Source organism: Caballeronia sp. LZ019, from assembly GCF_031450825.1.
In the GTDB taxonomy this organism is placed as follows: domain Bacteria; phylum Pseudomonadota; class Gammaproteobacteria; order Burkholderiales; family Burkholderiaceae; genus Caballeronia.
On sequence record NZ_JARTVZ010000005.1, the window covers coordinates 1,851,742 to 1,875,733 of the forward strand.

The 23,992-nt window shown below is 63.7% G+C and carries 22 protein-coding genes; 11 read left to right on the forward strand and 11 right to left on the reverse strand.

The features are described from left to right. Positions 1-36: 36 nt before the first annotated feature. Positions 37-1,440, reverse strand: coding sequence for a nucleobase:cation symporter-2 family protein (locus P9255_RS22100; protein ID WP_309763208.1), 1,404 nt, complete (start codon positions 1,438-1,440; stop codon positions 37-39). A 343-nt stretch (positions 1,441-1,783) separates the two neighbouring features. Between P9255_RS22100 and P9255_RS22105 the strand changes: the two genes are divergently transcribed. From P9255_RS22105 to fghA, 4 genes are all read left to right on the forward strand, one after another. Then, a complete protein-coding gene (locus tag P9255_RS22105; protein WP_309790441.1) occupies positions 1,784-3,196 on the forward strand; it encodes an FGGY family carbohydrate kinase in 1,413 nt (470 codons plus the stop codon). Between the two features lie 98 nt (positions 3,197-3,294). Continuing rightward, positions 3,295-4,509, forward strand: coding sequence for an AGE family epimerase/isomerase (locus P9255_RS22110; RefSeq protein WP_309790442.1), 1,215 nt, complete (start codon positions 3,295-3,297; stop codon positions 4,507-4,509). 39 nt (positions 4,510-4,548) lie between these two features. After that, positions 4,549-5,655, forward strand: coding sequence for an S-(hydroxymethyl)glutathione dehydrogenase/class III alcohol dehydrogenase (locus P9255_RS22115; RefSeq protein WP_309763205.1), 1,107 nt, complete (start codon positions 4,549-4,551; stop codon positions 5,653-5,655). Between the two features lie 15 nt (positions 5,656-5,670). Continuing rightward, a complete protein-coding gene (gene fghA / locus P9255_RS22120; protein ID WP_309763204.1) occupies positions 5,671-6,519 on the forward strand; it encodes an S-formylglutathione hydrolase in 849 nt (282 codons plus the stop codon). Positions 6,520-6,568: 49 nt separating this feature from the next. On the opposite strand, the gene P9255_RS22125 is transcribed toward fghA, so the two are convergent. The 7 genes from P9255_RS22125 to P9255_RS22155 form a co-directional block, all read right to left on the reverse strand. Beyond that, a complete protein-coding gene (locus P9255_RS22125; protein WP_309763203.1) occupies positions 6,569-7,357 on the reverse strand; it encodes a metal ABC transporter permease in 789 nt (262 codons plus the stop codon). Continuing rightward, positions 7,350-8,261, reverse strand: a complete 912-nt coding sequence (locus P9255_RS22130; RefSeq protein ID WP_404980387.1) for a metal ABC transporter ATP-binding protein — start codon at positions 8,259-8,261, stop codon at positions 7,350-7,352. The genes P9255_RS22125 and P9255_RS22130 overlap by 8 nt, the downstream gene beginning before the upstream one ends. After that, positions 8,258-9,139 (reverse strand): metal ABC transporter solute-binding protein, encoded by an 882-nt coding sequence (locus tag P9255_RS22135; RefSeq protein WP_309790443.1) that lies wholly within the window; start codon positions 9,137-9,139, stop codon positions 8,258-8,260. The genes P9255_RS22130 and P9255_RS22135 overlap by 4 nt, the downstream gene beginning before the upstream one ends. A gap of 25 nt (positions 9,140-9,164) precedes the next feature. Next, a complete protein-coding gene (locus tag P9255_RS22140) occupies positions 9,165-9,632 on the reverse strand; it encodes a Fur family transcriptional regulator (RefSeq protein WP_309763200.1) in 468 nt (155 codons plus the stop codon). A 129-nt stretch (positions 9,633-9,761) separates the two neighbouring features. Continuing rightward, positions 9,762-10,196 carry a hypothetical protein gene (locus tag P9255_RS22145; protein WP_309763199.1) on the reverse strand — a complete coding sequence of 145 codons (435 nt, stop codon included), beginning with the start codon at positions 10,194-10,196 and terminating at the stop codon, positions 9,762-9,764. 32 nt (positions 10,197-10,228) lie between these two features. After that, on the reverse strand, positions 10,229-11,041 hold the full coding sequence (locus tag P9255_RS22150) for a hypothetical protein (RefSeq protein ID WP_309763198.1): 813 nt from the start codon (positions 11,039-11,041) through the stop codon (positions 10,229-10,231). A 113-nt stretch (positions 11,042-11,154) separates the two neighbouring features. Continuing rightward, positions 11,155-11,679 carry a DUF1566 domain-containing protein gene (locus tag P9255_RS22155; protein WP_309763197.1) on the reverse strand — a complete coding sequence of 175 codons (525 nt, stop codon included), beginning with the start codon at positions 11,677-11,679 and terminating at the stop codon, positions 11,155-11,157. Between the two features lie 285 nt (positions 11,680-11,964). Here P9255_RS22155 and P9255_RS22160 point away from each other — a divergent pair, with 285 nt between their 5' ends. From P9255_RS22160 to P9255_RS22190, 7 genes are all read left to right on the forward strand, one after another. Further along, positions 11,965-12,738 carry an L-iditol 2-dehydrogenase gene (locus P9255_RS22160; protein WP_309790787.1) on the forward strand — a complete coding sequence of 258 codons (774 nt, stop codon included), beginning with the start codon at positions 11,965-11,967 and terminating at the stop codon, positions 12,736-12,738. 246 nt (positions 12,739-12,984) lie between these two features. Then, the gene (locus P9255_RS22165) at positions 12,985-14,283 is read left to right on the forward strand and encodes a sugar ABC transporter substrate-binding protein (RefSeq protein WP_309765337.1); all 1,299 of its coding nucleotides are present in this window, start codon (positions 12,985-12,987) and stop codon (positions 14,281-14,283) included. A 67-nt stretch (positions 14,284-14,350) separates the two neighbouring features. After that, positions 14,351-15,286 (forward strand): sugar ABC transporter permease, encoded by a 936-nt coding sequence (locus P9255_RS22170; protein WP_309763196.1) that lies wholly within the window; start codon positions 14,351-14,353, stop codon positions 15,284-15,286. After that, a complete protein-coding gene (locus P9255_RS22175; protein ID WP_309763195.1) occupies positions 15,283-16,134 on the forward strand; it encodes a carbohydrate ABC transporter permease in 852 nt (283 codons plus the stop codon). The genes P9255_RS22170 and P9255_RS22175 overlap by 4 nt, the downstream gene beginning before the upstream one ends. Positions 16,135-16,189: 55 nt before the next feature. Continuing rightward, positions 16,190-16,858, forward strand: coding sequence for an HAD-IA family hydrolase (locus P9255_RS22180; RefSeq protein WP_309765336.1), 669 nt, complete (start codon positions 16,190-16,192; stop codon positions 16,856-16,858). Between the two features lie 32 nt (positions 16,859-16,890). Further along, complete coding sequence (locus P9255_RS22185) at positions 16,891-18,042, forward strand: sn-glycerol-3-phosphate ABC transporter ATP-binding protein UgpC (protein WP_309763194.1); 1,152 nt, start codon at positions 16,891-16,893, stop codon at positions 18,040-18,042. A gap of 66 nt (positions 18,043-18,108) precedes the next feature. Further along, entirely contained in the window at positions 18,109-18,972 is an 864-nt protein-coding gene (locus tag P9255_RS22190) for an MOSC N-terminal beta barrel domain-containing protein (protein ID WP_309763193.1), read from the forward strand. Between the two features lie 3 nt (positions 18,973-18,975). Here P9255_RS22190 and P9255_RS22195 read toward each other — a convergent pair whose 3' ends face one another. The 3 genes from P9255_RS22195 to dalD all read right to left on the reverse strand — a co-directional run bounded on the left by P9255_RS22195 (position 18,976) and on the right by dalD (position 23,770). Then, positions 18,976-19,923, reverse strand: coding sequence for a sugar-binding transcriptional regulator (locus tag P9255_RS22195; RefSeq protein WP_309763192.1), 948 nt, complete (start codon positions 19,921-19,923; stop codon positions 18,976-18,978). An 851-nt stretch (positions 19,924-20,774) separates the two neighbouring features. Further along, positions 20,775-22,256: a xylulokinase gene (xylB, locus tag P9255_RS22200; protein ID WP_309790444.1), complete on the reverse strand. Its 1,482-nt coding sequence runs from the start codon at positions 22,254-22,256 to the stop codon at positions 20,775-20,777. Positions 22,257-22,369: 113 nt separating this feature from the next. Next, complete coding sequence (dalD, locus tag P9255_RS22205) at positions 22,370-23,770, reverse strand: D-arabinitol 4-dehydrogenase (RefSeq protein ID WP_309790445.1); 1,401 nt, start codon at positions 23,768-23,770, stop codon at positions 22,370-22,372. Between the last annotated feature and the right edge of the window lie 222 nt (positions 23,771-23,992).

Here is a 23,992-nt window from a genome sequence, read left to right on the forward strand (position 1 = left end):
CGCGGCGCTCGAGCACCAACCGCCAGCACTTCCCCCTTACTGCGCTTCCGACGCCCGCGCGGTTCCGTCGAACTCATGCCCGGCCTGGCGGATTTCGCAGCGCGCGTCGCGTTCCTTGCGCACGCCGTTGAACACGATGTTCAGCACCACCGCCGACACCGAAGCCAGCAGAATCCCGCTGTGAAGAATCGGCTCGAGCGCGTGCGGCAGTTGCGAGAAGAATTTCGGCGCGACCACCGGCACGAGCCCGAGACCCACGCTCACCGCGACGATGAACAGGTTGTGATGGTTCTTCGCGAAGTCCACCTTCGAGAGCACCTTGATGCCGTTCGCCGCCACCATCCCAAACATAACGATGCCCGCGCCGCCGAGCACGAACGGCGGCACCGATGCGACGACTTGCGCCATCTTCGGAAAGAGACCGAGCAGCACGAGAATCACGCCGCCCGTCGCGCAGACGAAGCGGCTTTTCACGCCGGTCACGCCGATCAGCCCGACGTTCTGAGAAAACGACGTATGCGGGAACGAGTTGAAGACGCCGCCGATCAGCGTGCCGAGACCGTCGACACGCAAGCCGCGCACGAGCGCCTTCTGATCGACCGGACGCTCCACCAGATCGCCGACCGCGAGGAACATGCCGGTCGATTCGATGAACGTCACGAACATGACGATGACCATCGTCGCGACGGAGAGCGCATCGAAGTGCGGCAGGCCGAAGTGGAACGGCATCACGATGCCGACCCACGGCGCATGTGCGACGCCGTCCATGCTGACGCGGCCGAGCATCGCGGCGATCACGAAGCCCGCGACGATGCCGAGCAGCACCGAAATATTCGCGATGAAGCCGCGCGCGAACTTGTTGATGAGCAGGATCAGCGACAGCACCACGAGCGACAGCAGCAGATACACCGGATTGCCGTAGTCGGGATTGCCGACGCCGCCCGCCGCCCAGTTGATGCCGACGCCCATCAGCGAAAGCCCGATCACCGCGATCACGGTGCCGACCACCACCGGCGGGAAGAAGCGCAAGAGCTTGCCGATCATCGGCGCGAGGAAGATGCCGATGACGCCCGCCGCGATCGTCGCACCGAAGACATCGAGAATGCCGAGCGAGGGATTGGTGCCGATGGCGACCATCGGACCGACGGCGGCGAAAGTGCAGCCCATGATGACCGGCAGGCGAATGCCGAATATCCACAGGCCGAGCGTCTGGATGAGCGTCGCGACGCCGCATGAAAACAGGTCGGCGCTGATCAGGAATGCGACTTCGTCCTTCGTGAGATGCATCGCTGCGCCGAGGATCAGCGGGACGGCGACGGCGCCCGCGTACATTACGAGGACGTGCTGTATGCCGAGCGTCAGGAGCTGACCTGTCGGCAGCCGCTCGTCGCACGGATGGACCAACGCTCGCGCGTTCGCGTCGCTGAAACTCGATGCCATGTCGTCTCCTTGATTGCCTTTTCACTTGAATGGCCTCCAAGGTAAGTGCGTCAAAAAGCCCTAACAAGACCACGCGTCTCTATACGTCGCGTTCGCAAGCCGATATGGAAAACACGCGCGGCGCACGGCAAGATGGCGTCGCAGCCTTGGCTGGAAGGGGTTTGACGCACGCGCGAGGATTCATGTCGTGTGACGAAAGGCTGCAATTTCGCGCGCGTCGTTATGATGTTCATTACGGCGCTCGTATAGTCCGTTTTTGGCGCCGCGCGCGCTTTAGCGGGGTTAACCCGCGATTTGCGCGTTTTCCCTAACGCTTTTCCAGCAAGACCGGAGACGTCATTCCATGCGTTTTCTTGGCATCGATCTGGGCACCGGTTCGATCAAACTCGCCATCGTCGATGACGCGGCGCGCGAAGTCGCATCGTCGAGTGCGGCGTATGCGGTATCGAGCGCGCATCCCGGCTGGGCCGAAACTTCCGCCGATGCGTGGCATGCCGCGCTCGTCGATGCGGCCGCGCGTTTGCCATCGGACGAGCGGGCTGCGGTGAGCGCGATCGGCTTCTCAGGCCAGATGCACGGCCTGGTGCCCACCGCCGCCGATGGCCGCGCGCTGCGCCCCGCGATGCTCTGGCCCGATACGCGTGCAAGCAGCCTCCTCGACGCGTGGCCCGAGCCGCAGCCGAATCCCGTCGCGCCGGGCATGGCCGGACCGTTGCTGCGCTGGCTCGCGATCAACGAACCGGCGGTCGCCGCCGACATGCGATGGGCGTTGCAGCCGAAGGACTGGCTGCGTGCGCGGCTGGGCGGCGCGTTCGTCACCGATCCGTCCGACGCCTGCGCGACGGCGCTGGCTTCGTCCGCCGGCGATTGGGACGAGGCGCTCATCGACAGGCTCGCCTTGCCGCGCGCGTGGTTGGCGCCGGTGGCGGCATCCCATGCGGAAGGCGGCGCGCTGTCGGCGCAAGCGGCGGCGGAACTGGGCTTGCACGCGGGCATCCCGATGGCCGTCGGCGCGGGCGATACGCCATGCGCCGCGCTCGGCAGCGGCCTCACCAACGATGGCGATGCGCTGTTGACGACGGGCAGCGGCGGGCAGATCGTCGTGATGAGCGAGCAAGCGCCAGCGTCGATGCGCGGCTTGCATACGTATCGCGGGGCGACGGGACCGTGGTATCGCATGGCGGCGATGCAGAATGTCGGCGTAGCGCTCGAAGCGGTGCGCGGCTGGCTGGGCTTTGCGAACTGGCCCGCCGCCTACGACGAAGCCTTCGCCGCCGACGCGAGCGCATCCCTGAGCTTCCTGCCGTATCTGAGCGGCGAGCGTTCGCCGTGGATGAACCCGGCGGCGCGCGGCGGCTGGCTCGGCCTCGGCCTCGACGATACTCGCGGCTCGCTGATGCGCGCCGCGTTCGAAGGCGTGGCATTCGCATTGCGCGCGGGCCTCGATGCCATCCGCCGCAGCGGCACGCCATTGAGCGCGATGCGTCTTGCAGGCGGCGGCTCGATCGATGCTCGCTGGCGTCAGCTCCTCGCCGATGCGCTCGATGCCGAGCTCGACGCCGTCGATTGCCCGAACGCGGCGGCACGCGGCGCGGCGATGCTCGGCGGCATCGCGGCGGGACACTGGCGCATGGCGGAACTCGCAGCGCTTGCGCCGGCAGCGACGCGCGTCGCTTCCCCGCGAGCCGACGCCGCGCTCGAAGTCAGGCACGCGCGTTTCATCGATCTTTATGGGCGCGTCGAAAGCTGGTTCTGACGGCGGGCGCGTTAGCCCTTACACTTTGGCCTCTGCTTCGATTCAAGCCGCGCCCCGCAGCGTCATCCGGCGCATCACGACAACATCGATCTTCCGCCATGTCCGCATCCGCACCGTCGCAACCCGACTTCCGCTCGCGCCAGTTCCTGCTCGATCACGCGCTGCGCACGATGATCTTCTATCACCCGCACTGCATGGACCCCGCAGGCGGCTTCTATCACTTCTACAAGAACGACGGCGCCATCTATGACCGCAAGTCGCGTCATCTGGTGTCGAGCACGCGCTTCGTGTTCAACTACGCGATGGCGTACAAGCACTACGGTCTCGACGAGTATCGCGGCGGCGTGCGGCATGGCATCGACTATCTGCGCGAGGTTCATCGCAATCCGCAAACGGGCGGTTATGCGTGGACGCTGAACGGCCGCGAGGTCACGGATGCGACGAATCACTGCTATGGCCTCGCGTTCGTCGTGCTGGCGTACGCGAAGGCGATCGAAGCGGGCTTCGAGGAAGCGCGCGCCTATCTCGACGAAACATGGCAGCTGATGGAAACGCGCTTCTGGGACGCGGAGCACGGTCTCTACAAGGACGAGGCGAGCGCGGACTGGGAGGTGTCGGAGTATCGCGGGCAGAACGCGAACATGCATGCGTGCGAGGCGTTTCTCGCGGCGTTCGAAGCGACCGGCGAGGCGCGTTATCTCGACCGCGCCGCGCTGCTCGCCGACAACATGGTGAACCGTCAGGCGGCGCTCGCGGGCGGTCTCGTCTGGGAGCACTACAAGCCGGACTGGTCGATCGACTGGGACTACAACAAGGGCGATCGCAGCAACATCTTCAGGCCGTGGGGCTTTCAGCCGGGACATCAGACCGAATGGGCGAAGCTGCTGCTGATCCTCGACCGGCATCGGCCCGCAACATGGCATGTGCAACGCGCGCGTGAACTGTTCGACCGCGCGCTGGAATCGTCGTGGGACCACGAGCATGGCGGCATGGTCTATGGCTTCGACACCGAAGGCAAGTTCTACGACGAGGACAAGTATTTCTGGGTGCAGGCAGAGTCTCTCGGGGCGGCGGCCCTGCTCGCCGACCGCATGCAGCGCGAAGGCGACGCCGATGCCGCCGCGCATTACTGGCGCGAGTACGACCGCCTGTGGGCGTATAGCTGGGCGCATTTCGTCAACCATCGATACGGCGCGTGGTATCGCATCCTGAGCCGCGACAATCGCCAGTACAGCGACGAGAAAAGCCCCGCCGGCAAGACCGACTATCACACGATGGGCGCGTGCTACGAAGTCCTGAATATCATTCGCTGAATCAACTAACCCAGACCCTAATAGCCGAGGAACGTAACGATGAAGACAAAAGCCGCAATCGCATGGAAAGCCGGTCAGCCGCTCACCATCGAGGAAGTCGATCTCGAAGGCCCGCGCGCGGGTGAAGTGCTGATCGAAGTGAAAGCGACGGGCATTTGCCACACCGACTACTACACGCTGTCGGGCGCGGACCCGGAAGGCATTTTCCCGGCGATTCTCGGTCACGAAGGCGCGGGCGTGATCGTCGATGTCGGGCCGGGCGTCGGCACGCTGAAAAAGGGCGATCACGTGATCCCGCTCTACACGCCGGAGTGCCGCGAGTGCAAGTTCTGTCTGTCGCGCAAGACGAATCTCTGTCAGAAGATTCGCGCGACGCAAGGCAAAGGCCTGATGCCCGATGCAACATCGCGCTTCTCGCTCGACGGCAAGCCGCTCTTTCACTACATGGGCACGTCAACGTTCTCGAACTACATCGTCGTGCCGGAGATCGCCGTGGCGAAGGTGCGCGAGGATGCGCCCTTCGACAAGATCTGCTATATCGGCTGCGGCGTGACAACGGGCGTCGGCGCGGTCGTGTATTCGGCGAAGGTGGAAGCGGGCGCGAACGTCGTCGTGTTCGGGCTGGGCGGCATCGGCCTGAACGTGATCCAGGGCGCGAAGATGGTCGGCGCGGACAAGATCATCGGCGTCGATATCAATCCGGGCCGCGTCGAACTCGCGAAGAAGTTCGGCATGACGCACTTCATCAACCCGAACGAGGTGGAGAACGTCGTCGACCATATCGTGCAGCTGACCGATGGCGGCGCGGACTATTCGTTCGAATGCGTCGGCAACGTGACGCTGATGCGTCAGGCGCTCGAATGCACGCACAAGGGCTGGGGACAGTCGTTCATCATCGGCGTGGCGGCGGCGGGGCAGGAAATCAGCACGCGTCCGTTCCAGCTCGTCACGGGCCGCGAATGGAAAGGGTCCGCGTTCGGCGGCGCGCGCGGCCGCACGGATGTCCCGAAGATCGTCGACTGGTACATGGAAGGCAAGATCAATATCGACGACCTCATCACGCACCACCTGAAGCTGGAGCAGATCAACGACGGCTTCGACCTGATGAAGAAGGGCGAGTCGATCCGTTCCGTCGTCATCTATTGAGCGAAGGAGGACGCCATGCTCGAACTCATCGAGGAACACCGTTGTTTCGATGGCGTGCAGCGCATCTATCGGCACGAGCCGGAATCGATCGGCCTGCCGATGCGCTTTTCCGTCTTTCTGCCGGCGCAAGCGGCATCGGGCAAGGTGCCCGCGCTGTTCTATCTCGCGGGCCTCACCTGCACCGAGGAGACGTTTCCGATCAAGGCGGGCGCGCAGCGTTACGCGGCGGAGCATGGCATCGCGCTGATCGCGCCGGACACGAGTCCCCGCGGCGCCGACATTCCCGGCGAGAAGGATGCATGGGACTTCGGCGCGGGCGCGGGCTTCTACGTCGATGCGACGCGCGAGCCGTGGAGCGGGCGGTATCGCATGTATTCGTACGTGACGCAGGATTTGCGGCGTGCGGCGCTGGCCGACTTGCCCATACGTGACGACCGGCTAGGCATTTTCGGTCATTCGATGGGCGGACACGGCGCGCTCGTGCTGGCGCTGCGCAATCCGGACATCTATCGCAGCGTCTCGGCGTTCGCGCCGATCGCCGCGCCGTCGCATTGTCCGTGGGGCGTCAAAGCGTTCACCGGCTATCTCGGCGATGATCGCGAAGCGTGGAAGCAATACGATGCGAGCGAGCTCGTCAAAGGCGCTGCCGCCTCTCGCTTCGACGGCGGGATTCTGATCGATCAGGGGCTGGCGGATCAGTTCCTTGCCGAGCAGCTTTACCCGGATGTCTTCGAGCGCAATGCGCGCGAGGCAGGGCATGACGTGACCGTGCGCCGGCATGAGGGCTACGACCACGGCTACTTCTTCATCTCGACGTTCGTCGGCGAGCACATCGCGCATCATGCGCGGATCTTGTGCCGCTGACGTATTGAAACGCCGGTCGTGTCGCACGGCACGACCGGTTTCTCAGCGGTCAATGTCCGCGCTGTCCCAACAGACTTGCCCCGTACACCAGCGCCGCGAGCATCGTGATCCAGAAGCTCGTCGGCCAGTCGGTGTAATAGGCGAGCGTCAAGCCGATCCACGCCTGCCCCAACGCGAACAAGGCCGCGAGCGCGAGTCCCGCCGACAGCCGCGTCGTCACGTTTTGCGCGGCGGCGGCCGGTCCGACCATCAGCGCGAAGACGAGCAGCACGCCGACGATCTGCGTGCATGCCGCGACCGCCAGCGCGGTGATCGCAAGAAACAGCACCGAGACGAGCCGCAGCGACACGCCTTTGGCCTCAGCCAGTTCCGGCTGCAGCGACGCGAACAGCAGCGGCCGCATGATGATGCCGAGCGCGACCAGGCTCACCGCCGCAAGCCCCGCCAGCAAGACGAGCGTCGCGTGATTCACGCCGAGCACGTTGCCGAACAGCAGCGCGGTCGCTTGCGTCGCGTACGCGGTGAAGAAGTGCAGAAACAGCAGGCCGAAGCCGAGCGATAGCGAAAGAATCACGCCGATGGCCACATCGCGGCCCGACAGCTTCTCGCCGAGCGCGCCCATGCCGACGCCCGCCGCGAGCGTGAAGCCGACCATGCCCCAGATCGGCGGCATGCCGAGCAGCACCGCGCCCGTTGCGCCGGTGAAGCCGACGTGCGACAGCGCGTGGCCCGCGAACGTCTGTCCGCGCATCACGAGAAAATAGCCGACGATCCCCGACAGCACCGCGACGATCCCCGACGCCGCGAACGCATTCACCATGAAGTCGTATTCAAACATTGTGCGTGTGCTTTCCCTTCTTGCCGTGGCCGTGCTCACGGGCGTGCCCGTGGCCATGATCGTGGTCGTGCTCATGTTCGTGCGCGTGCTCCCCGCCTTCCTCGTGCGCGTGATCGAGCTTGTCGATCTCGACATCGCCGGACATCACGAAAATGCGGCCGTTTACGCGCATCACGTCGATGGGCGAGCCGTAAAGGCGCGACAGCACGGGCTTCGTGATGACTTCGTCGACGGTGCCGAGCGCCGCGCGTCCGTTGCCGAGATACAGCACGCGATCGAGGGAGTTCAGGAGCGGATTCAGTTCATGCGCCGAAAACAGCACGGTGATGTTCAGCTCACGCTGCACGCGCCGCACGAGTTCGACGACGCCCGTCTGATGACGCGGATCGAGGCTGATGAGCGGCTCGTCCAGCAGCAGCAGGCGCGGATTGCCGAGCAGACATTGCGCGAGCAAGAGCCGCTGGCGCTCGCCGCCCGATAGCTCCGACAGCGGCCGGCCCGCGAGCTGCCGCGCGCCGACGAGATCGAGCACGCGTTCGACATCCGCGCGAATGCGCTCATTGCGATGCGGCAACCCCCAGCGATGCCCGTCCGCCGCCATCGCCACGAAATCGCGGCCCAGCACGCGGCGCCCCGCAAGTCCGCTGCGAATCTGCGGCATGTAACCGATGGATGCGTTGCCGCGCATCACTGCTTCGCCGTTCACGCGAATCGTGCCGGAGGCGACCGGCACGAGGCCGAGGAGGGCGCGCATCAGCGTGGTCTTGCCGGCGCCGTTCGGCCCGAGCACGCCGATGAATTCGCCTGTGTTCACGGTGAAGCTCGCGTCGTTGAGGATCGCGCGTCCGCCGAGTTCGAGCGTCACGCGATCGACTTGAAGCGCGGCTTGCGGCGTCTGCGTCATCGTTGCCATCCTTGCAGCGCGCCCGCGAGGGCGTCGAGTTGCGTCTGCATCCATTGCTGATACGTCTTGCCGGCGGGCAGCGTCTCCGTCACGCTGATGCTCGGCACGTGTGCGTCCTTCGCGACATCGAGCAACCGGCGCGTGAGCGCGCCCGTCGCCTGGCTGTTGTAGATGAGCACGTGCACGCGCCGCTCGCGCAAGTCCTTCTCGAATGCGGCGATGTCGGCGGGGCTTGGTTCCGTCTCGTTCATCTCGGCGGTCTGGAAGCGCTGGTTACGCATCTCGAAGCCGATGGCGTCGGCCATATAGCCGAACACCGGTTCGGTCGCGGTCACCGGCACGCCCTTGTAATGCGACTTCAACACCGCGATGCGCGCGTTGACGGGCTTGAGCGAATCGAGGAACGCGGCGAGGCGCGCGTCGTAATCGCTCTTGTGCGCGGGGTCCGCGCCAGAGAGATACGCGCTCACCGCTTTCGCGACGGCGGGCATCGTCGGCGGGTCGTACCAGAGATGCGGATTGTCGCCGGGCTTCTTGCCGGTGAGTTGCGCCGCGACGATCGCCGTGCGCTTGCCATTGTCCTTCGATGCCCCGAGCAGCTTGTCCATCCACGGATCGTAGTCGGCGCCGTTGTAGACGACGAGCGCCGCATACTGAAGCGCGCGCGCCGTCTTCGGGCTGGCTTCGAACAGATGCGGGTCCTGATCCGGACTGCTGAGGATGCTCGTCACTTGCACATGGTCGCCGCCGAGCTGGCGGATCACGTCGCCATAAAAATTCTCTGCGGCGACGACGGGCACGCGCGGCGTCTGAGCGATGGCAGCATTGCAGAGGCTGAACGCAGCGGCGATGCAAGTGAGGACATGCGCGAGTTTCATCGTTTTCCTTGTTGAATGCGAGATGTCATGCGCCGTGTTGCGCGCGGTGTTTGCCTTGGCAATCGCTGCACAGGCCGCTCAGTTCGACGACCTGATGGCGCACCTGGAAGCCGTGCGCGGGCGGGCTCGCGGACAGCGAGGAGGCGAGTTCCCGGCCCTGAATTTCGAGCGTCGCACCGCATTCGTCGCAGATGAGGAACTGGCTTTCGTGCGGCTTGCCGGCATCGCAGCATGCAACGAACGCGTTCTTCGACTCGATGCGATGCACGAGGCCGTTTTCGACGAGAAAGTCCAGCGCGCGATAGACGGTGGTCGGCGGCACGCGTGCGCCGCGCTTGGGCTCCATCGCGTCGATGAGGTCGTAGGCGCCGATGGGCTTGTGCGCCTTCAGCACGAGTTCGTAGACGTGCCGGCGCAGCGGCGTCAGCGCGAGGCCGCGCGCGTCGGCGAGCGCTTCGGCGCGGGCGAGCATGGTTTCGAGGGAGGCGGTCATGGCGTTTGGGCTGCGATGGGCGGCACGCGTCGTTGTGTCGAGACGCGATGATATAACGTATCACCCAAAGATGCACATGGGCTTCTTCGTCGACGCCGGGGATGGAGACCTGCGGGAAGTTGGCCGGCGTCAGCGTCGCCTAAGATCCGACAGGTGGCCAGCGCGTGCGTCGCGCATGATCGCGTAGATGAGAGGATCGTTCGTCACGCGGATTCGACCGATGTGCGTGACCTTTCCATTGACTGTGGTGGCGCCCATCACGAATTGGCAGTCGTCATAGCACGTCAGCGTACCGGTGCTACCGCCGTCCTGATAACGGACGGCAGGCCCCTGGCCCTTGCGCGTTCCGAGATACCAGACCAGAACACGGGATTCCACGTCGATACCGTCGGTCGGAATCCTGGTGTATTCGAACGCGTCTCCGCGCCTCCCGATATAAGAGTGATCGGACTCGGGCATTGCCGTGACGGAAGTCGGCCGGTCCCTGAGCGGCGCTTCGCCTGCGGCCATAGCATTCGCAGCGGTCAGCACGAGGGCCGACACAACACAGTGCGTGATCTTCACGTGATCGAGATGGCGAAGAAGCCGATGCACAGTCAATGACTCGCGCGTGAGCCTGCTGCCCGATGCAGGTCTCCCCTCAGGCTCCTGGCGTCCAGTTCGATACGGTTCGCGCTGAGAAACTCTGCCTTCGTCCGCCACTTCGACTGGCCATTCGGTGAACCGAACACGAGGTCGTCGTCCTTTGGCGCATCGTAGGTATCGGGCGCGGTCGTGAAGCGCATCTTCCTCGAGGCTAGGGCGATGAGCGTCTTTTTGCCGGAAGGCGAGACCTTGAACACGCGTATCCATGCTGGATGTTCCCCGAGCGCGGATGGGTCGGTTGATTCCTCGTCGTCCCTTGCGCTTGCGGGCGCCCAGTCAACTACGATCACGTTCACCGCCTTGCCGCTTGCGTCTAAGAGCTCCTGACGCTGCACCTGCTTGCCGAGCAGTTGGAAGCGCGAGAGGGGCACGTGAGACCCCGCTCGAAAGTATTCCGCGATCACCCAGTCACCTCCCGAGGAAACGATCGGAACGTCGCGGCAGCGATCGTAGCGGTAAATGTTCGACATGCGCGACAACACAGACTGCGGAACGCTTGCGTCGGGAAACGAATAACGGGCCGGCTTGAAGTCTGCGGTCTCGGATCTGATCGAGTTTGCAGCGTTCATGTCGAGAGGCAATTGTCGGGGCTCCAACGTGATCGCCATCAGCTGTCCGCCCGCTATCTTCGCAACATAGGGAGGGTGGGATGATTCCACGATCCTGGCGGGGCGCGCCTCTCGAGAGGAGGCGAAGACGCTGCCTATGTACGCAATGACCAGTAATGCGATGGTGGACAACAACTTCAGTAAGGGGGTGTTCATTAGTTTTGCTTCTTCCGTCGAAGGACAACTGACTTACTGCATGCAGTCCGCTTTGGTAAGTTAATAATTGCCTGAGCCTCAATGGATGAGCTCCTTCCGGGGTTTATGAATTTTTATTCGCGCTTTCTTTCCTGACTCCGGACAAGCAGCGTCGATAACGCGAAGCCTGAACTGTGAAAGTCAACTGAACCATCGGTGAAGTTGAAGTAATAGAATGTTCCGGGCAAAGCCGCAGTGGAAGTCCAAAAGTTTGCGCCTTCCCCGAAATCAGACAGGCGCACGCCGGGGAAGACCTTCGTGTTGATTTTCAAGCCATTGCACGAATCGACGCGCAGCGTTTGTAATTCATGACCCGACGGAACACGCCATCCGATCCCTGCGCTTTGTGCTGCCTTTCGCGCGTCGTCGTGACTTAGGCCGGTTGGTCGTCCATTGCATTGTTTTCCATTCTTATCCCACTTCATACCTACCGCACATCTCTTCCATATCAAGCCGGTCGCACGATCCATTGCCACATCGTCTCGGAAGACGAACGCATGTGATGAAAATTGAACGCAAGCAACCAACTTGGGGGAGTTACCTGCCAGCATAATCAACAAGGGCAGCGCCAAGCTCAATTTGATCTTTAGAGAGTTCATAGATGTTCCATTGATGAGTGTCTCCGGTCGAGCCGGAGTTGGGAACCTTGAGGAGTAACGGACCACCCGTCAACGAGAACAATCCGAGATCGGCGGTGGCATCGCCGGATCAACAGGGGAACCGGCATAGAAGCGCTAGGGCATTGGCGCAGTGCACCATCGATCCCTCGTTTTCCCACCTTGACATCGCCCCGTCCAACACCGATCATTCGATCAAACAACGAGCAATTGTTCGGTCGCAGAGCGTTCGCTCATATCGCGTCGAACGAAGACCCGGAGACATCGGTGAGACTGGAAGACAAGATCGCGGTCATCACAGGCGCGGCGAGCGGGATCGGCGAGGCGGTCGCCAGGCGCTATCTCGACGAAGGCGCCAAACTCGTCATCGTCGACGTCAAGGACGCAGAGGAGATGGCGCAGCGCTACGGCGACGCATCCGGCCGCGTGCTCGCGCTCAGCGCGGACGTCACGCGCCGCGAAGACATCGCGCGCATCGTGGCGCGCGCCGTCGAGCGTTTCGGCGGCATCGACATTCTCTTCAACAACGCGGCGCTCTTCGACATGCGCCCGATCCTCGACGAATCCTGGGACGTCTACGACCGCCTTTTCGCAGTCAACGTGAAAGGCATGTTCTTCCTGATGCAGGCGGTCGCCGCACGCATGGTCGAGCAGGGCCGCGGCGGCAAGATCATCAACATGTCGTCGCAAGCGGGACGGCGCGGCGAGGCGCTCGTCGCGCACTATTGCGCCACGAAGGCGGCGGTCATCAGCTATACGCAATCGGCGGCGCTCGCGCTCGCGAAAGAGCGCATCAACGTGAACGGCATCGCGCCCGGTGTCGTCGATACCCCGATGTGGGAGCAGGTCGATGCACTTTTCGCGCGCTACGAGAACCGGCCGCTCGGCGAGAAAAAGCGGCTCGTCGGCGAGGAAGTGCCGCTCGGGCGCATGGGCGTGCCCGCCGATCTGACCGGCGCCGCGCTCTTTCTCGCATCCGCCGATTCCGATTACATCACCGCGCAGACAATCAACGTCAACGGCGGCAACTGGATGAGCTGACTCCCGCGCGCGCCTTGCAGCATCGGGCGCACCGTCTATATTGAAACGGCGTCGCGGACGATGAAACCGCGCGATTGCATCATCGGCATCGCGCATCGACACAAAGCAGACAGGCGGCCCTCGACGACCGTCCCTGCGCCCGTGCTAACGAAAAAGGAGACGAACCGAATGAAACGCACCCAACGCATCGTTCCAGCACAGCCGCGCACGCGGCGGGCCAGCACCGCATTGCTCACGCTATCGGCGATGTCCGCGGCGCTCGCGACCGCGGTCTTCGTGCCGCTTTCCGCCCAGGCCGCGACGACCATCACCATCGCGACGCTCAACAACCCGGACATGATCGAGCTGAAGAAGCTCGCTCCGGCGTTCGAGAAGGCCAATCCCGACATTCAGCTCAAGTGGGTGATCCTCGAAGAAAACGTGCTGCGCCAGCGCGCAACGACCGACATCACGACCAATAGCGGCCAGTTCGACGTGCTGACCATCGGCACGTACGAAGCGCCGCAGTGGGGCAAGCGCGGCTGGCTGACGCCGATGACGGGCCTGCCCGCCAACTACGATCTCGACGATGTCGTGAAGACGGCCCGCGACGGCCTCTCGTACAACGGTCAGCTCTACGCGCTGCCGTTCTACGTCGAAAGCTCGATGACGTATTACCGCAAGGACCTGTTCCAGGCGGCCGGCCTGAAAATGCCCGATCAGCCGACCTACGATCAGATCAAGCAGTTCGCCGACAAGCTCACCGACAAATCGAAGGGCCAGTACGGCATCTGTCTGCGCGGCAAGGCGGGCTGGGGCGAGAACATGGCTTTCGTCTCGACGGTGGTGAACACCTTCGGCGGCCGCTGGTTCGACGAGCAATGGAAGGCGCAACTCGATTCCCCCGAATGGCACAAGGCGGTCTCGTTCTACGCCGACCTCCTGAAGAACGACGGCCCGCCGGGAGCCAGCTCCAACGGCTTCAACGAGAACCTCACGCTGATGTCGTCCGGCAAGTGCGCGATGTGGATCGACGCCACCGTCGCGGCCGGCATGCTCTACAACAAGTCGCAGTCGCAAGTCGCGGACAAGATCGGGTTCGCGGCCGCGCCGACGCAGGTCACGCCGAAGGGATCGCACTGGCTGTGGTCGTGGTCGCTCGCGGTGCCGAAGACCTCGAAGCAGCAGGACGCCGCGAAGAAGTTCGCCGCATGGGCCACGTCGAAGGAATACATCGAGATGGTCGGCAAGGACGAAGGCTGGGCGTCGGTGCCGCCGGGCACGCGCAAGTCCACCTACGCGCGGCCCGAGTACAAGCAGGCCGCGCCGTTCGGCGACTTCGTGCTGAAGGCCATCGAAACCGCGGACCCGAACGATTCCTCGCTGAAGAAAGTGCCGTATAGCGGCATCCAGTTCGTCGGCATTCCGGAGTTCCAGTCGTTCGGCACGGTGGTCGGCCAGTCGATCGCCGGTGTCGTCGCCGGACAGACGAGCGTCGATAACGCGCTGAAGGCGGCCAACGCCGCAGCCGACCGCGCGGTCAAGCAGGCCGGGTATCAGAAGTAAATCCACGCAGTGTGCGGGCCGCACGATGCGGCGCGGCCCGCTGGCATCATCGAGAGGTGACACGATCATGCGTCAACTGAATCCCGCCATCACCGATCACTTCGAGGAGTCCGCCGCCGAGCGCGACAAGAAGCGCGCGAAGTCGGTCCGCTGGCTCATCACGCCGTCGTCCGGACTGCTGTTCCTGTGGATGGCCATTCCGCTCGCGATGACGATCTGGTTCTCGTTCTCGCGCTACAACCTGCTCAATCCCGACGTCAAAGGATTCGCGGGCCTCGACAACTTCGAGTTTCTCGTCACCGATCCCGCGTTCGGACCGTCCATCGGTCACACGCTGACGCTGATCGTTTCCGTGCTCGCGATCACGGTCATCGGCGGCGTCTTGCTCGCCGTGCTGTTCGATCGCAAGTTCGTGGGGCAGGGCATCGCGCGTCTGCTCGTGATCGCGCCGTTCTTCGTGATGCCCACGGTCTCCGCGCTCATCTGGAAGAACATGATCCTGCATCCGGTGTACGGCCTCGTCGCCTCGCTGATGCGATCGATGGGGCTACAGCCGATCGACTGGTTCGCCGACTATCCGCTCTTCGCGGTGATCGTCATCGTCGCGTGGCAGTGGCTGCCGTTCGCGTTCCTCATCCTCTTCACCGCGATTCAATCTCTCGACCAGGAGCAGAAGGAGGCGGCGCGCATTGACGGCGCGGGTCCGTTCTCGATGTTCTTCTTCATCACGCTGCCGCATTTGAAGCGCGCGATCGCGGTCGTCGTGATGATGGAAACCATTTTTCTGCTCTCGATCTTCGCGGAAATCTATACGACGACCGGCGGCGGTCCCGGCACCGCGACGACCAACCTCTCGTATCTGATCTACGCGCTCGGCCTTCAGCAGTTCGACGTGGGCCTCGCATCGGCGGGCGGCATTCTGGCGGTCATTCTGGCGAACATCGTCGCGTTCTTCCTCGTGCGGATGCTCGCGAAGAACCTCAAAGGGGAGTACGAGTCATGAGCACGCATCCCGTTACCACCACGACTTCCGTGCCCGTGCTGGATCATGTGAAGCGCATCGTGCCCGGCGTCGTCGCGTGGATCGTATCCATCCTGCTGTTCTTCCCTATCTTCTGGATGACGATCACCGCGTTCAAGACCGAGCAGCAGGCGTACGCGTCGTCGCTGTTCTTCTCGCCGACGCTCGACAGCTTTCGCGAAGTCTTCGCGCGCAGCAATTACTTCGGCTTCGCGCTCAACTCGGTGATGATTTCCGTGGGCGTCACGCTCCTCTGCCTGATTCTGGCGGTGCCGTGCGCCTACGCGATGGCGTTCTTTCCCACGAAGAAGACGCAGAAGCTGCTGCTGTGGATGCTGTCCACGAAGATGATGCCGTCGGTCGGCGTGCTGGTGCCCATCTACCTGCTGTGGAAGAACGCGGGCCTGCTCGATACGGTGAGCGGTCTCATCATCGTGTACACGCTGATCAACCTGCCGATTGCAGTGTGGATGGCCTTCACGTACTTCAACGAAGTGCCGAAGGACATTCTGGAAGCGGGCCGCATCGACGGCGCGACGACGTGGCAGGAAATCGTCTATCTGCTCATGCCGATGGCGCTGCCGGGACTCGCGTCGACGGGACTGCTGCTCATTATCCTTTCGTGGAACGAAGCGTTCTGGAGCATCAACCTCTCGAGTTCGAACGCTGCGCCGCTGACGGTGTTCATCGCGTCGTATTCGAGTCCGGAAGGCCTCTTCTGGGCCAAGCTCTCGGCGGCTTCCTTGCTGGCGGTCGCGCCGATTCTCATCGTCGGGTGGCTGTCGCAGAAGCAGCTCGTGCGCGGTCTCACCTTCGGCGCGGTCAAGTGAGGACGGGCTCGTGACATCAAGTTCATTCGAAGCGGCCCGTATCGGCGATCACCTGATGATCTGCGATTGCGACGGCGTGCTGATCGACAGCGAAGCGGTGGCGGCGCGGATGCTCGTCACCGAGCTTGTGGCATTGTGGCCGGGCGTCGATGTGGAGCCGGTCGTGCTGCCGCTGCTCGGCTTGCGCATCGAAGCGGTGCTCGCGAGCGCCGCCGATACCGTGAACCGCACGCTCACACCGGAGCAGGTCGGCGCAATCCGGCGTTCGGTCGAAGCGGCGGCGGTGCAGGCGCCGCCCGTGGAAGGCATCGAAGCGGCGCTCGCCGCGGTGCCGCTCAACAAGGCCTGCGCGAGCAACAGCTTTTCTTCGTATGTCGATGCCGTGCTGCAACGCACGGGCCTCGTGCGCTTTTTCGGCGAGCGGCGTTTCTGCGCGGACATGGTGGCGAATCCGAAGCCCGCGCCCGACGTGTATCTCGCGGCGGCCCGCGCGATGAGCGTCGATCCGCTGCGCTGTCTCGTCGTCGAGGATAGCGTGACGGGCGTGACGGCGGCGAGGGCGGCGGGCATGCCGGTGCTCGGCTTCATCGGCGGCGGACATGCGACGGAAGGGCAGATCGGCGCGCTCAGGCGCGCGGGCGCTGAAATCGTGTTCGACGATATGGCGCGCCTGCCCGCGCTCGTCGATCAATGGCTCAAGCACGCGACGTTCGACGCGAAGTAGCGCGTGACTCAAGAATGCATGGAGAGACAATCATGGCTAGCCTGACCCTGCGCAATATCAACAAGCGATACGAAGACACCGAGGTGATGAAGAGCGTCAACCTCGATATCGATGACGGCGAGTTCGTCGTGTTCGTCGGGCCATCGGGCTGCGGCAAGTCCACGCTGATGCGCATGATCGCGGGTCTCGAGGAGATCAGCGGCGGCGAACTGATGATCGACGGCACGCGCGTGAACGATCTGCCGCCCGCCAAGCGCGGCATTGCGATGGTGTTCCAGTCGTATGCGCTCTATCCGCACATGACGCTCTACGACAACATGGCCTTCGGCCTCAAGCTCGCGGGCGAAAAGAAGCCGGCCATCGACGCGGCGGTGAAGCAGGCCGCGAAGATCCTGCACATCGATCATCTGCTGGACAGGAAGCCTAAGCAATTGTCGGGCGGCCAGCGTCAGCGCGTCGCGATCGGCCGCGCGATCACGCGCAAGCCCAAAGTGTTCCTGTTCGATGAACCGCTCTCGAACCTCGACGCCGCGCTGCGCGTGAAGATGCGCCTCGAGTTCGCGCGCCTCCACGACGATCTCAAGACGACGATGATCTACGTGACGCACGATCAGGTCGAGGCGATGACGCTCGCGGACAAGATCGTCGTGCTGTCGGCGGGCAATGTTGAGCAGGTCGGCACGCCGAACATGCTGTATCACGCGCCGGCGAACAAGTTCGTGGCGGGCTTCATCGGCTCGCCGAAGATGAACTTCCTCTCGGGGACCGTGGTGCAGGTGCGCGACGGCGGCGTGCTCGTGAAGTACGCGACCGGCGAAGCGCAACTCGTCGGCGTGCTGCCGGGCAATGCAAAGCCGGGCGATGCGGTGACGGTCGGCATCCGGCCGGAGCATCTGCAGCCGGTGGCGGCGTCGGGCGAATATGGCGTGTCGGCATCGACGATGACGGTCGAGACGCTCGGCGACGCCGCGTATCTCTACGCCGAAACGCAAGTCGCGCCGGATGGCCTCATCTCGCGCATTCCGCCGCTGGAAAAACATGCGCGCGGCGAGAAGCTGAAGCTCGGCGCGGAGCCGGACCACTGCCACATGTTCGACGCTGAAGGACAGGCCTTCCAACGCAACGCGGTCGAGGCTTATCTGAAGGATCATCCGGAAGTCAGGCCGATGCGCGCTTCGGCGTGAATAACGTTTGATCGGTCGATGGACGCGCCATAATGCGGCTTCGCCTTCGCTCATCCATCGACCATCATGCCCGTCATCAACGAACTCTTCGTTTATCCGATCAAGTCCTGCGCGGGCATCGCCGTGCAACGCGCGACGCTGCTCGAAACCGGCCTCGAATACGACCGCAACTGGATGGTCACCGACGCATCGGGCGGCATGATCACGCAGCGCACGCACCCGCGCATGGCGCTGATCACGACCGCAATCGATGGCGAATACCTGAGGATCGGCGCACCCGGCATGCCGACGCTGCGCACGCCGCTCGATGCACGCGCGCTGAGCGGCGCGGATCGCATGAAGGCGACGGTATGGCGCGACACGGTGGAGGCGCTCGACACGGGCCGTGAATCGTCGCAATGGTTCGGCGATTTCCTGGGCGTACCGGCGAAGCTCGCGCGCTTTGCGCCGGAAGCGCGCCGCGCGGTTGACGAGAAATGGACCGCGCCGCTTTCGGCCGAGACGCGCTTTGCCGACGGTTTCCCGCTGCTCGTGCTCGGCCAGGCATCGCTCGACGATCTCAATGCGCGGCTCGCGGGCAACGGTGCGCCGGCGGTATCGGCGGATCGGTTCCGGCCGAATGTGGTCGTGGGCGGGCTGGATGCGTTCGAGGAAGATTACGTTGGCGACATGACGATTCGCGCGACCAACGGCGATGTGCGGCTGCGGCTCGTCAAGCTCTGCACGCGCTGCCCGGTGCCGACGATCGATCAGCTGACCGGCGCGCCGAATCCTGCCTGGCCGCACGAGCCGCTCGACACGATGAGCACGTTCCGCGCAAGCGAGCAGCACGGCGGCAAGCTGACGTTCGGGAAGAATGCGATCGTCGTCGATGGCGGGGGCATCGTGCTCGAAGCGGGGCAGGCGGTCGACGCCGAGATTGCGTTCTGAGCGTCAGGCGTCGAGCGCGGCGCGTGCGCAAAGTTCGTCGGTGACGAGCCCCGACAGCCATTGACCTTTGAGCGCGGCGATGAGCGCGTCGCGTTTGCGCTCGCCGCCCGCGAAGCCGATGGTCGGCCGCTTCGGCGGCGAATCGAGCTTGAGGCTCGTGACGCGCGCGCCTGTCGTCGATAGGACGCGCCTGCCTTCGGCGTCGATGGGCAAGCCGAGCCATTCGGCGACTGCGCCGCCTTGCATCATCTCTTCGACTTCGCCGCGCGTGATGAAGCCGTCTTCGTGCAGCGGGCAGTTGATGCCGATATTGCCGATGCCGACGAAGGCGACGTCGGCGTGTTGTGCGAGTTCGTCGACGATGCGGTAGAGCCGGTGATTGACCCATTGCGCGCGCTCGGCTTCGTTGTCGGCCATGAGTGGCGCGGGCAGCATGAAGTGCTTGCCGCCGGTCTTTTCCGAGAGTTGCTGCGCGACGTCGTAGCGATTGAACGATCCGTCTTGCGCGATGGCGCCGACCATCGACACGAAGCGATGCTGTGGCCGGTCGAGCTGTCCGATCTGCGCGACGACTGCCTTGAGCGTGCGGCCGCTGCCGATGGAGACGACGATGGGTTTTTCATCGGTGAGATAGCGCTCCATGACTTGCGCGCCGGCGACGGCGAGCTTGCGGTCGACCTGTTCGGTGTTGTCGCCGTCGATGGGCACGACTTCGCAGAGCGCGAGGCCGTAGCGGTCGCAGAGTTGTTGCGCGAGCGACAGGCAATCGGCGATGCGGTGATCGACCCGGACGCGGATCAGGTTTTTTTCTACTGCGTAGGCAACCAGGCGTTGCGCCACCGGGCGCGAGATTTGTAGTTTCTCGGCGATCTCGTTCTGGGTGTTGCCGGCGACGTAGTAGAGCCACGCTGCGCGGGTTGCTAAGTCGAGCTTTTCGTTTGATTTTGGCACTTTTAAGGCGGTCTTTGTTTTGGTCTGGCGCCGGTGTTTGGTTGTCTGATTTCGTTTGGTTCGGGAAACTTGATTTCGCGTCGGTCTGTTGGCGCGCCCCTCCCCGGGGCGGGGGTCACTTTCTTGGCTGTCGACCAGAGTTGGCGCTTCAGCGCCTTACTCTGGTCCCATGCAAAGAAAGTAACCAAAGAAAGCAGCTTTTCTTTCGAACCGCACAATGCACTAACTTGCGTGGCCAGTTCGTAGAACACCGGTGGCCCTCAGCTTGACAAAGCCTTGAATCACCTTCCACGCCCACTGACAACTCACGTCCTCCGAGCCCCTTGGCTCGACAACACCATACGCGCACACACTCATCCACACAGATCAACCATCTCGAACAGTACCGCAAGAGAGCAAAGACAATATCTTTTTCTCTCTTTGCGTCTGGCGTCATGCGACTGACCAAGGTCTTCCGAAAGTCTTGTTACGTCTTTCAGCGCGGAGGCTGAGTTCTCGTTCGATGTTGCGTGTGCGCAATTTCGCGCTGTTGTTAACGAGCCAAGGGGCTCGGAGGACGTTAGTTGTCAGTGGGCGCGGAAGGTGATTCAAGGTTCGATCAAGCTGAGTGCCACCGATTTTCTACGAAGTGGTCACGCAAGTCTGTGCATTGGGCGGTTCGAAAAAAAGCTGCTTTCTTTGGTTACTTTCTTTGCATGGGACCAGAGTAAGGCGCTGAAGCGCCAACTCTGGTCGACAGCCAAGAAAGTGACCCCCGCCCCGGGGAGGGGCGCACCAATAGACCGACGCGAATTCAACTTCCATAGCATCCCAAACCAACCGCCATCACCCGCGCCAAGCGAAAAAAAAAATCAAATCAACCGCGGCCGAGAAGAATCGAACAACGGCCGTACGTGCTGATAAAGCTCTCGAAACCCTTTAAGCCGCTGCCGCAAGACCAGATGCCTCTCGCCATCCGGCGAGAACTCCTGCTTCACAGCGGGCTTGGCAAGCACGACCGCAGGATCGCCCCCGGCTGCAAGCCATCCCAACCGTGCGGCTCCGAGCGCAGCCCCGGTCTCCCCACCGCCATGCGTCCGCGTCGGCGTATTGAAGGCATCGGCGAACATCTGCCCCCAGTACGCGCTGCGAGCGCCACCACCCAACATCGACAATGCCCGCGTCTGCGTCCCAGCGGACTGCAAAGCATCCAGTCCATCAGTCAGAGCAAGCGTCACGCCTTCAAGAACCGCATAACCCAGCAACGCCCGATCCGTCGCATGCGTCATGCCAAAGAACACGCCCTGCGCATACGGATCGTTATGCGGCGTCCGCTCGCCGCTCAGGTAAGGCAGGAACAACGGCGCAGTCGATAAAGCCTCCGCCGGCAACGCCTCCACTTCAGCAAGCAAAGTCGGCTCGTCAGTCAACGTCAGCTTGCACACCCAGCGCAAACAGCTCGCCGCCGACAGCACCACGCTCATCTGATGCCACCGGTCCGGAATCGCATGGCAGAACGCATGCACCGCCGACGCCGGATTCGGCCGGAAGCGGTCGCCCACCACACACAGCACGCCCGATGTGCCCAACGACAGGAATCCGTCGCCCGGCTCCGTCGCGCCGATGCCCACCGCGCTCGCCGCATTGTCGCCGCCGCCCGCCGCCACGATCACGTCGTCGCCCAAGCCGAGCTCCGCCGCGAGCGCCGGCAGCAAGGTGCCCGATGGCTCGCTGCCCTCGGCGAGCGACGGCATCTGCTGGCGCGACATCCCGCACGCGGCGAGCAGTTCGTCGGACCAGTCGCGACGCGCAACGTCGAGCCACAACGTCCCCGCAGCATCCGATGGATCGGACACCTTCGTGCCCGTCAGATGCATCCGCAGATAATCCTTCGGCAACAGCACGCACGCCGTCTGCGCAAAAATATCCGGCTCGTTGTGCCTCACCCAGAGCAGCTTCGGCGCAGTGAAGCCCGGCATCGCCAGGTTGCCGGCAATTTCATGCAGATGCGGCGCGCGCTCGTACAGCTCGGCACACTCCTTGTCGCTGCGCATGTCGTTCCAGAGAATCGCGGGACGCAGCACGCGATCGGTGGAGTCGAGCAGCACCGCGCCATGCATCTGACCCGACAGCCCGATGCCGCGAACCTGCGCGAACTCCGCGGGATACTGCTCGCGCAGCCTGAACAGCGCGGCGCGCGTGCCGTCCCACCAGTCGAGCGGATTCTGTTCCGACCAGCGCGGCTTCGGGCGCGAGACGGTGAACGGCGTGCCCGCCGTGCCGACGACGCTGCCGTCGCCCGCAAGGAGCAGCACTTTCACTTCGGAGGTGCCGAGGTCGATGCCTAAGTACATGAACGATGCCTTGGTCGAGGCCGGGACTCATCCGGCGGAAAGAGGGAATTTAACGCCGTGCGCAACGCCGCGCCATGAGCACAATACCCGAGCGGCGCGCACGCATCACGCGGCTACGGACGATTCCTCAGCCACGCATCGACACGCGCGATCGCACGGCGCATCACGCGCTCGAGGTTCTCGGTCTGCGCCATGCTGCCCCACAGGAGCTTGTCGGCGACGAACGCCCTGACCGGATCGCTCGCCGTGAAGTAGCCATGCGCGACGCCCGCGTCCATCACGCCGTCCTGATACGCATACGGCAGCCTGTTCTCATGCCAGCGTTCGAGAAAGCGGAAGAAAAGTGCGGGCAAGACCGCCGTGGCGTCGGGATCGACGTTGCGCGCGAAGCATTCCGACAGCGTCGGCGCGATAAAGCCCGGCAGCTTCGAAAAGCCGTCCGCTGCCACGCGCTGGTTCGTATCCTTGATGTACGGATTGCCGAAGCGGTCGAGCACCACGTCGCGATACTTCGCGAGGTCGATCGGGCTCGGCGTGAGGCAGGGAATCACGTCCTCGGTGACGTAGGCCTCCGCGAGCGCGCGAATCTCCATGTCCTGCGTGCCTTCGTGAATGTATTGCAGGCCGACGAGCGTCCCCGCCCACGCGATGCAGCTATGGCTCGCATTCAGAATGCGGATCTTCGCTTCCTCGTACGGCAGCACCGATTCGACCATCTCCGCGCCCACCTTCTCCCACGCGGGACGGCCCGCGCAGAACTCGTCCTCGATCACCCACTGGATGAACTTCTCGCCCATCACCGGCGCGCGATCGTCGAAGCCGGTCGCGGCCTTCACGCGCTCGGCGACATCGGGCGTCGGGCGCGGCGTGATGCGATCGACCATCGAATTCGGACACGACGTGTTCGCGATCATCCAGTCGCGCAGGGCAGTCTCGCCGCGCAACTGCAGGAATTCGAGCATGCCCGCCTTGAAACGGTCCCCGTTGCTGCGCAGGTTGTCGCAGTTCTGCAGCGAAACCTTGCCCGCGCCGTTCTTCATGCGCGCATCGAGAATGGCGGCCAGCGCGCCGTAGATCGTCGTCTTCGCGCCCTGGAGGTCGGCGGCAAGGTCGGCGTTCGCCGTGTCGAGCCGGTCGTGCTCGTCGAGGTAATAACCGCCTTCGGTCACGGTGAACGACACGATCCTGCACTCGGGCGCGGCGCCTGTCGCAATGAGCTGCGTCAGATCGGCGGACCAGGGCACGACGTTCCGGATCGATTTCACCGTCTCGTAGTCGCGCTCGCCTTGCGGCGTGACCGTCTCGAGCGTGTACTCGCCGTTCTGCGCGGCGAGCGCATCGAGCACGGCGTTCATGTCGCCGCGGATGTTGCCGACGGCGAGCGACCAGTCCGCATCGCCCGATTGGATCAGCCGGTGCAGATACCACGCCTGATGCGCGCGATGAAACGATCCCGCCCCGATGTGCAGGATCACGTTCGCACTCGCCTTTCCAACGCCGGTTTCGCTACTCATGTCTTCTCTTCCTTTTGGCTATGCGCCCGTTCTGCGCAGACGGCTGACTGAACATTTGCTCGATAGGTGGTCGAATGATCGTATCCGCTATCCCGAAAGTCAAGGCGCGGCGCGCGGGCCTTCGTCGTTGCAATGCGGCGCGTTTCGCCGGCGCCGAAGGGGAACGCGCATGAGTGCTGGCCTTTCGCGTTCGGCGCTGCAGTGCAGCATGGCGCGCCTCGG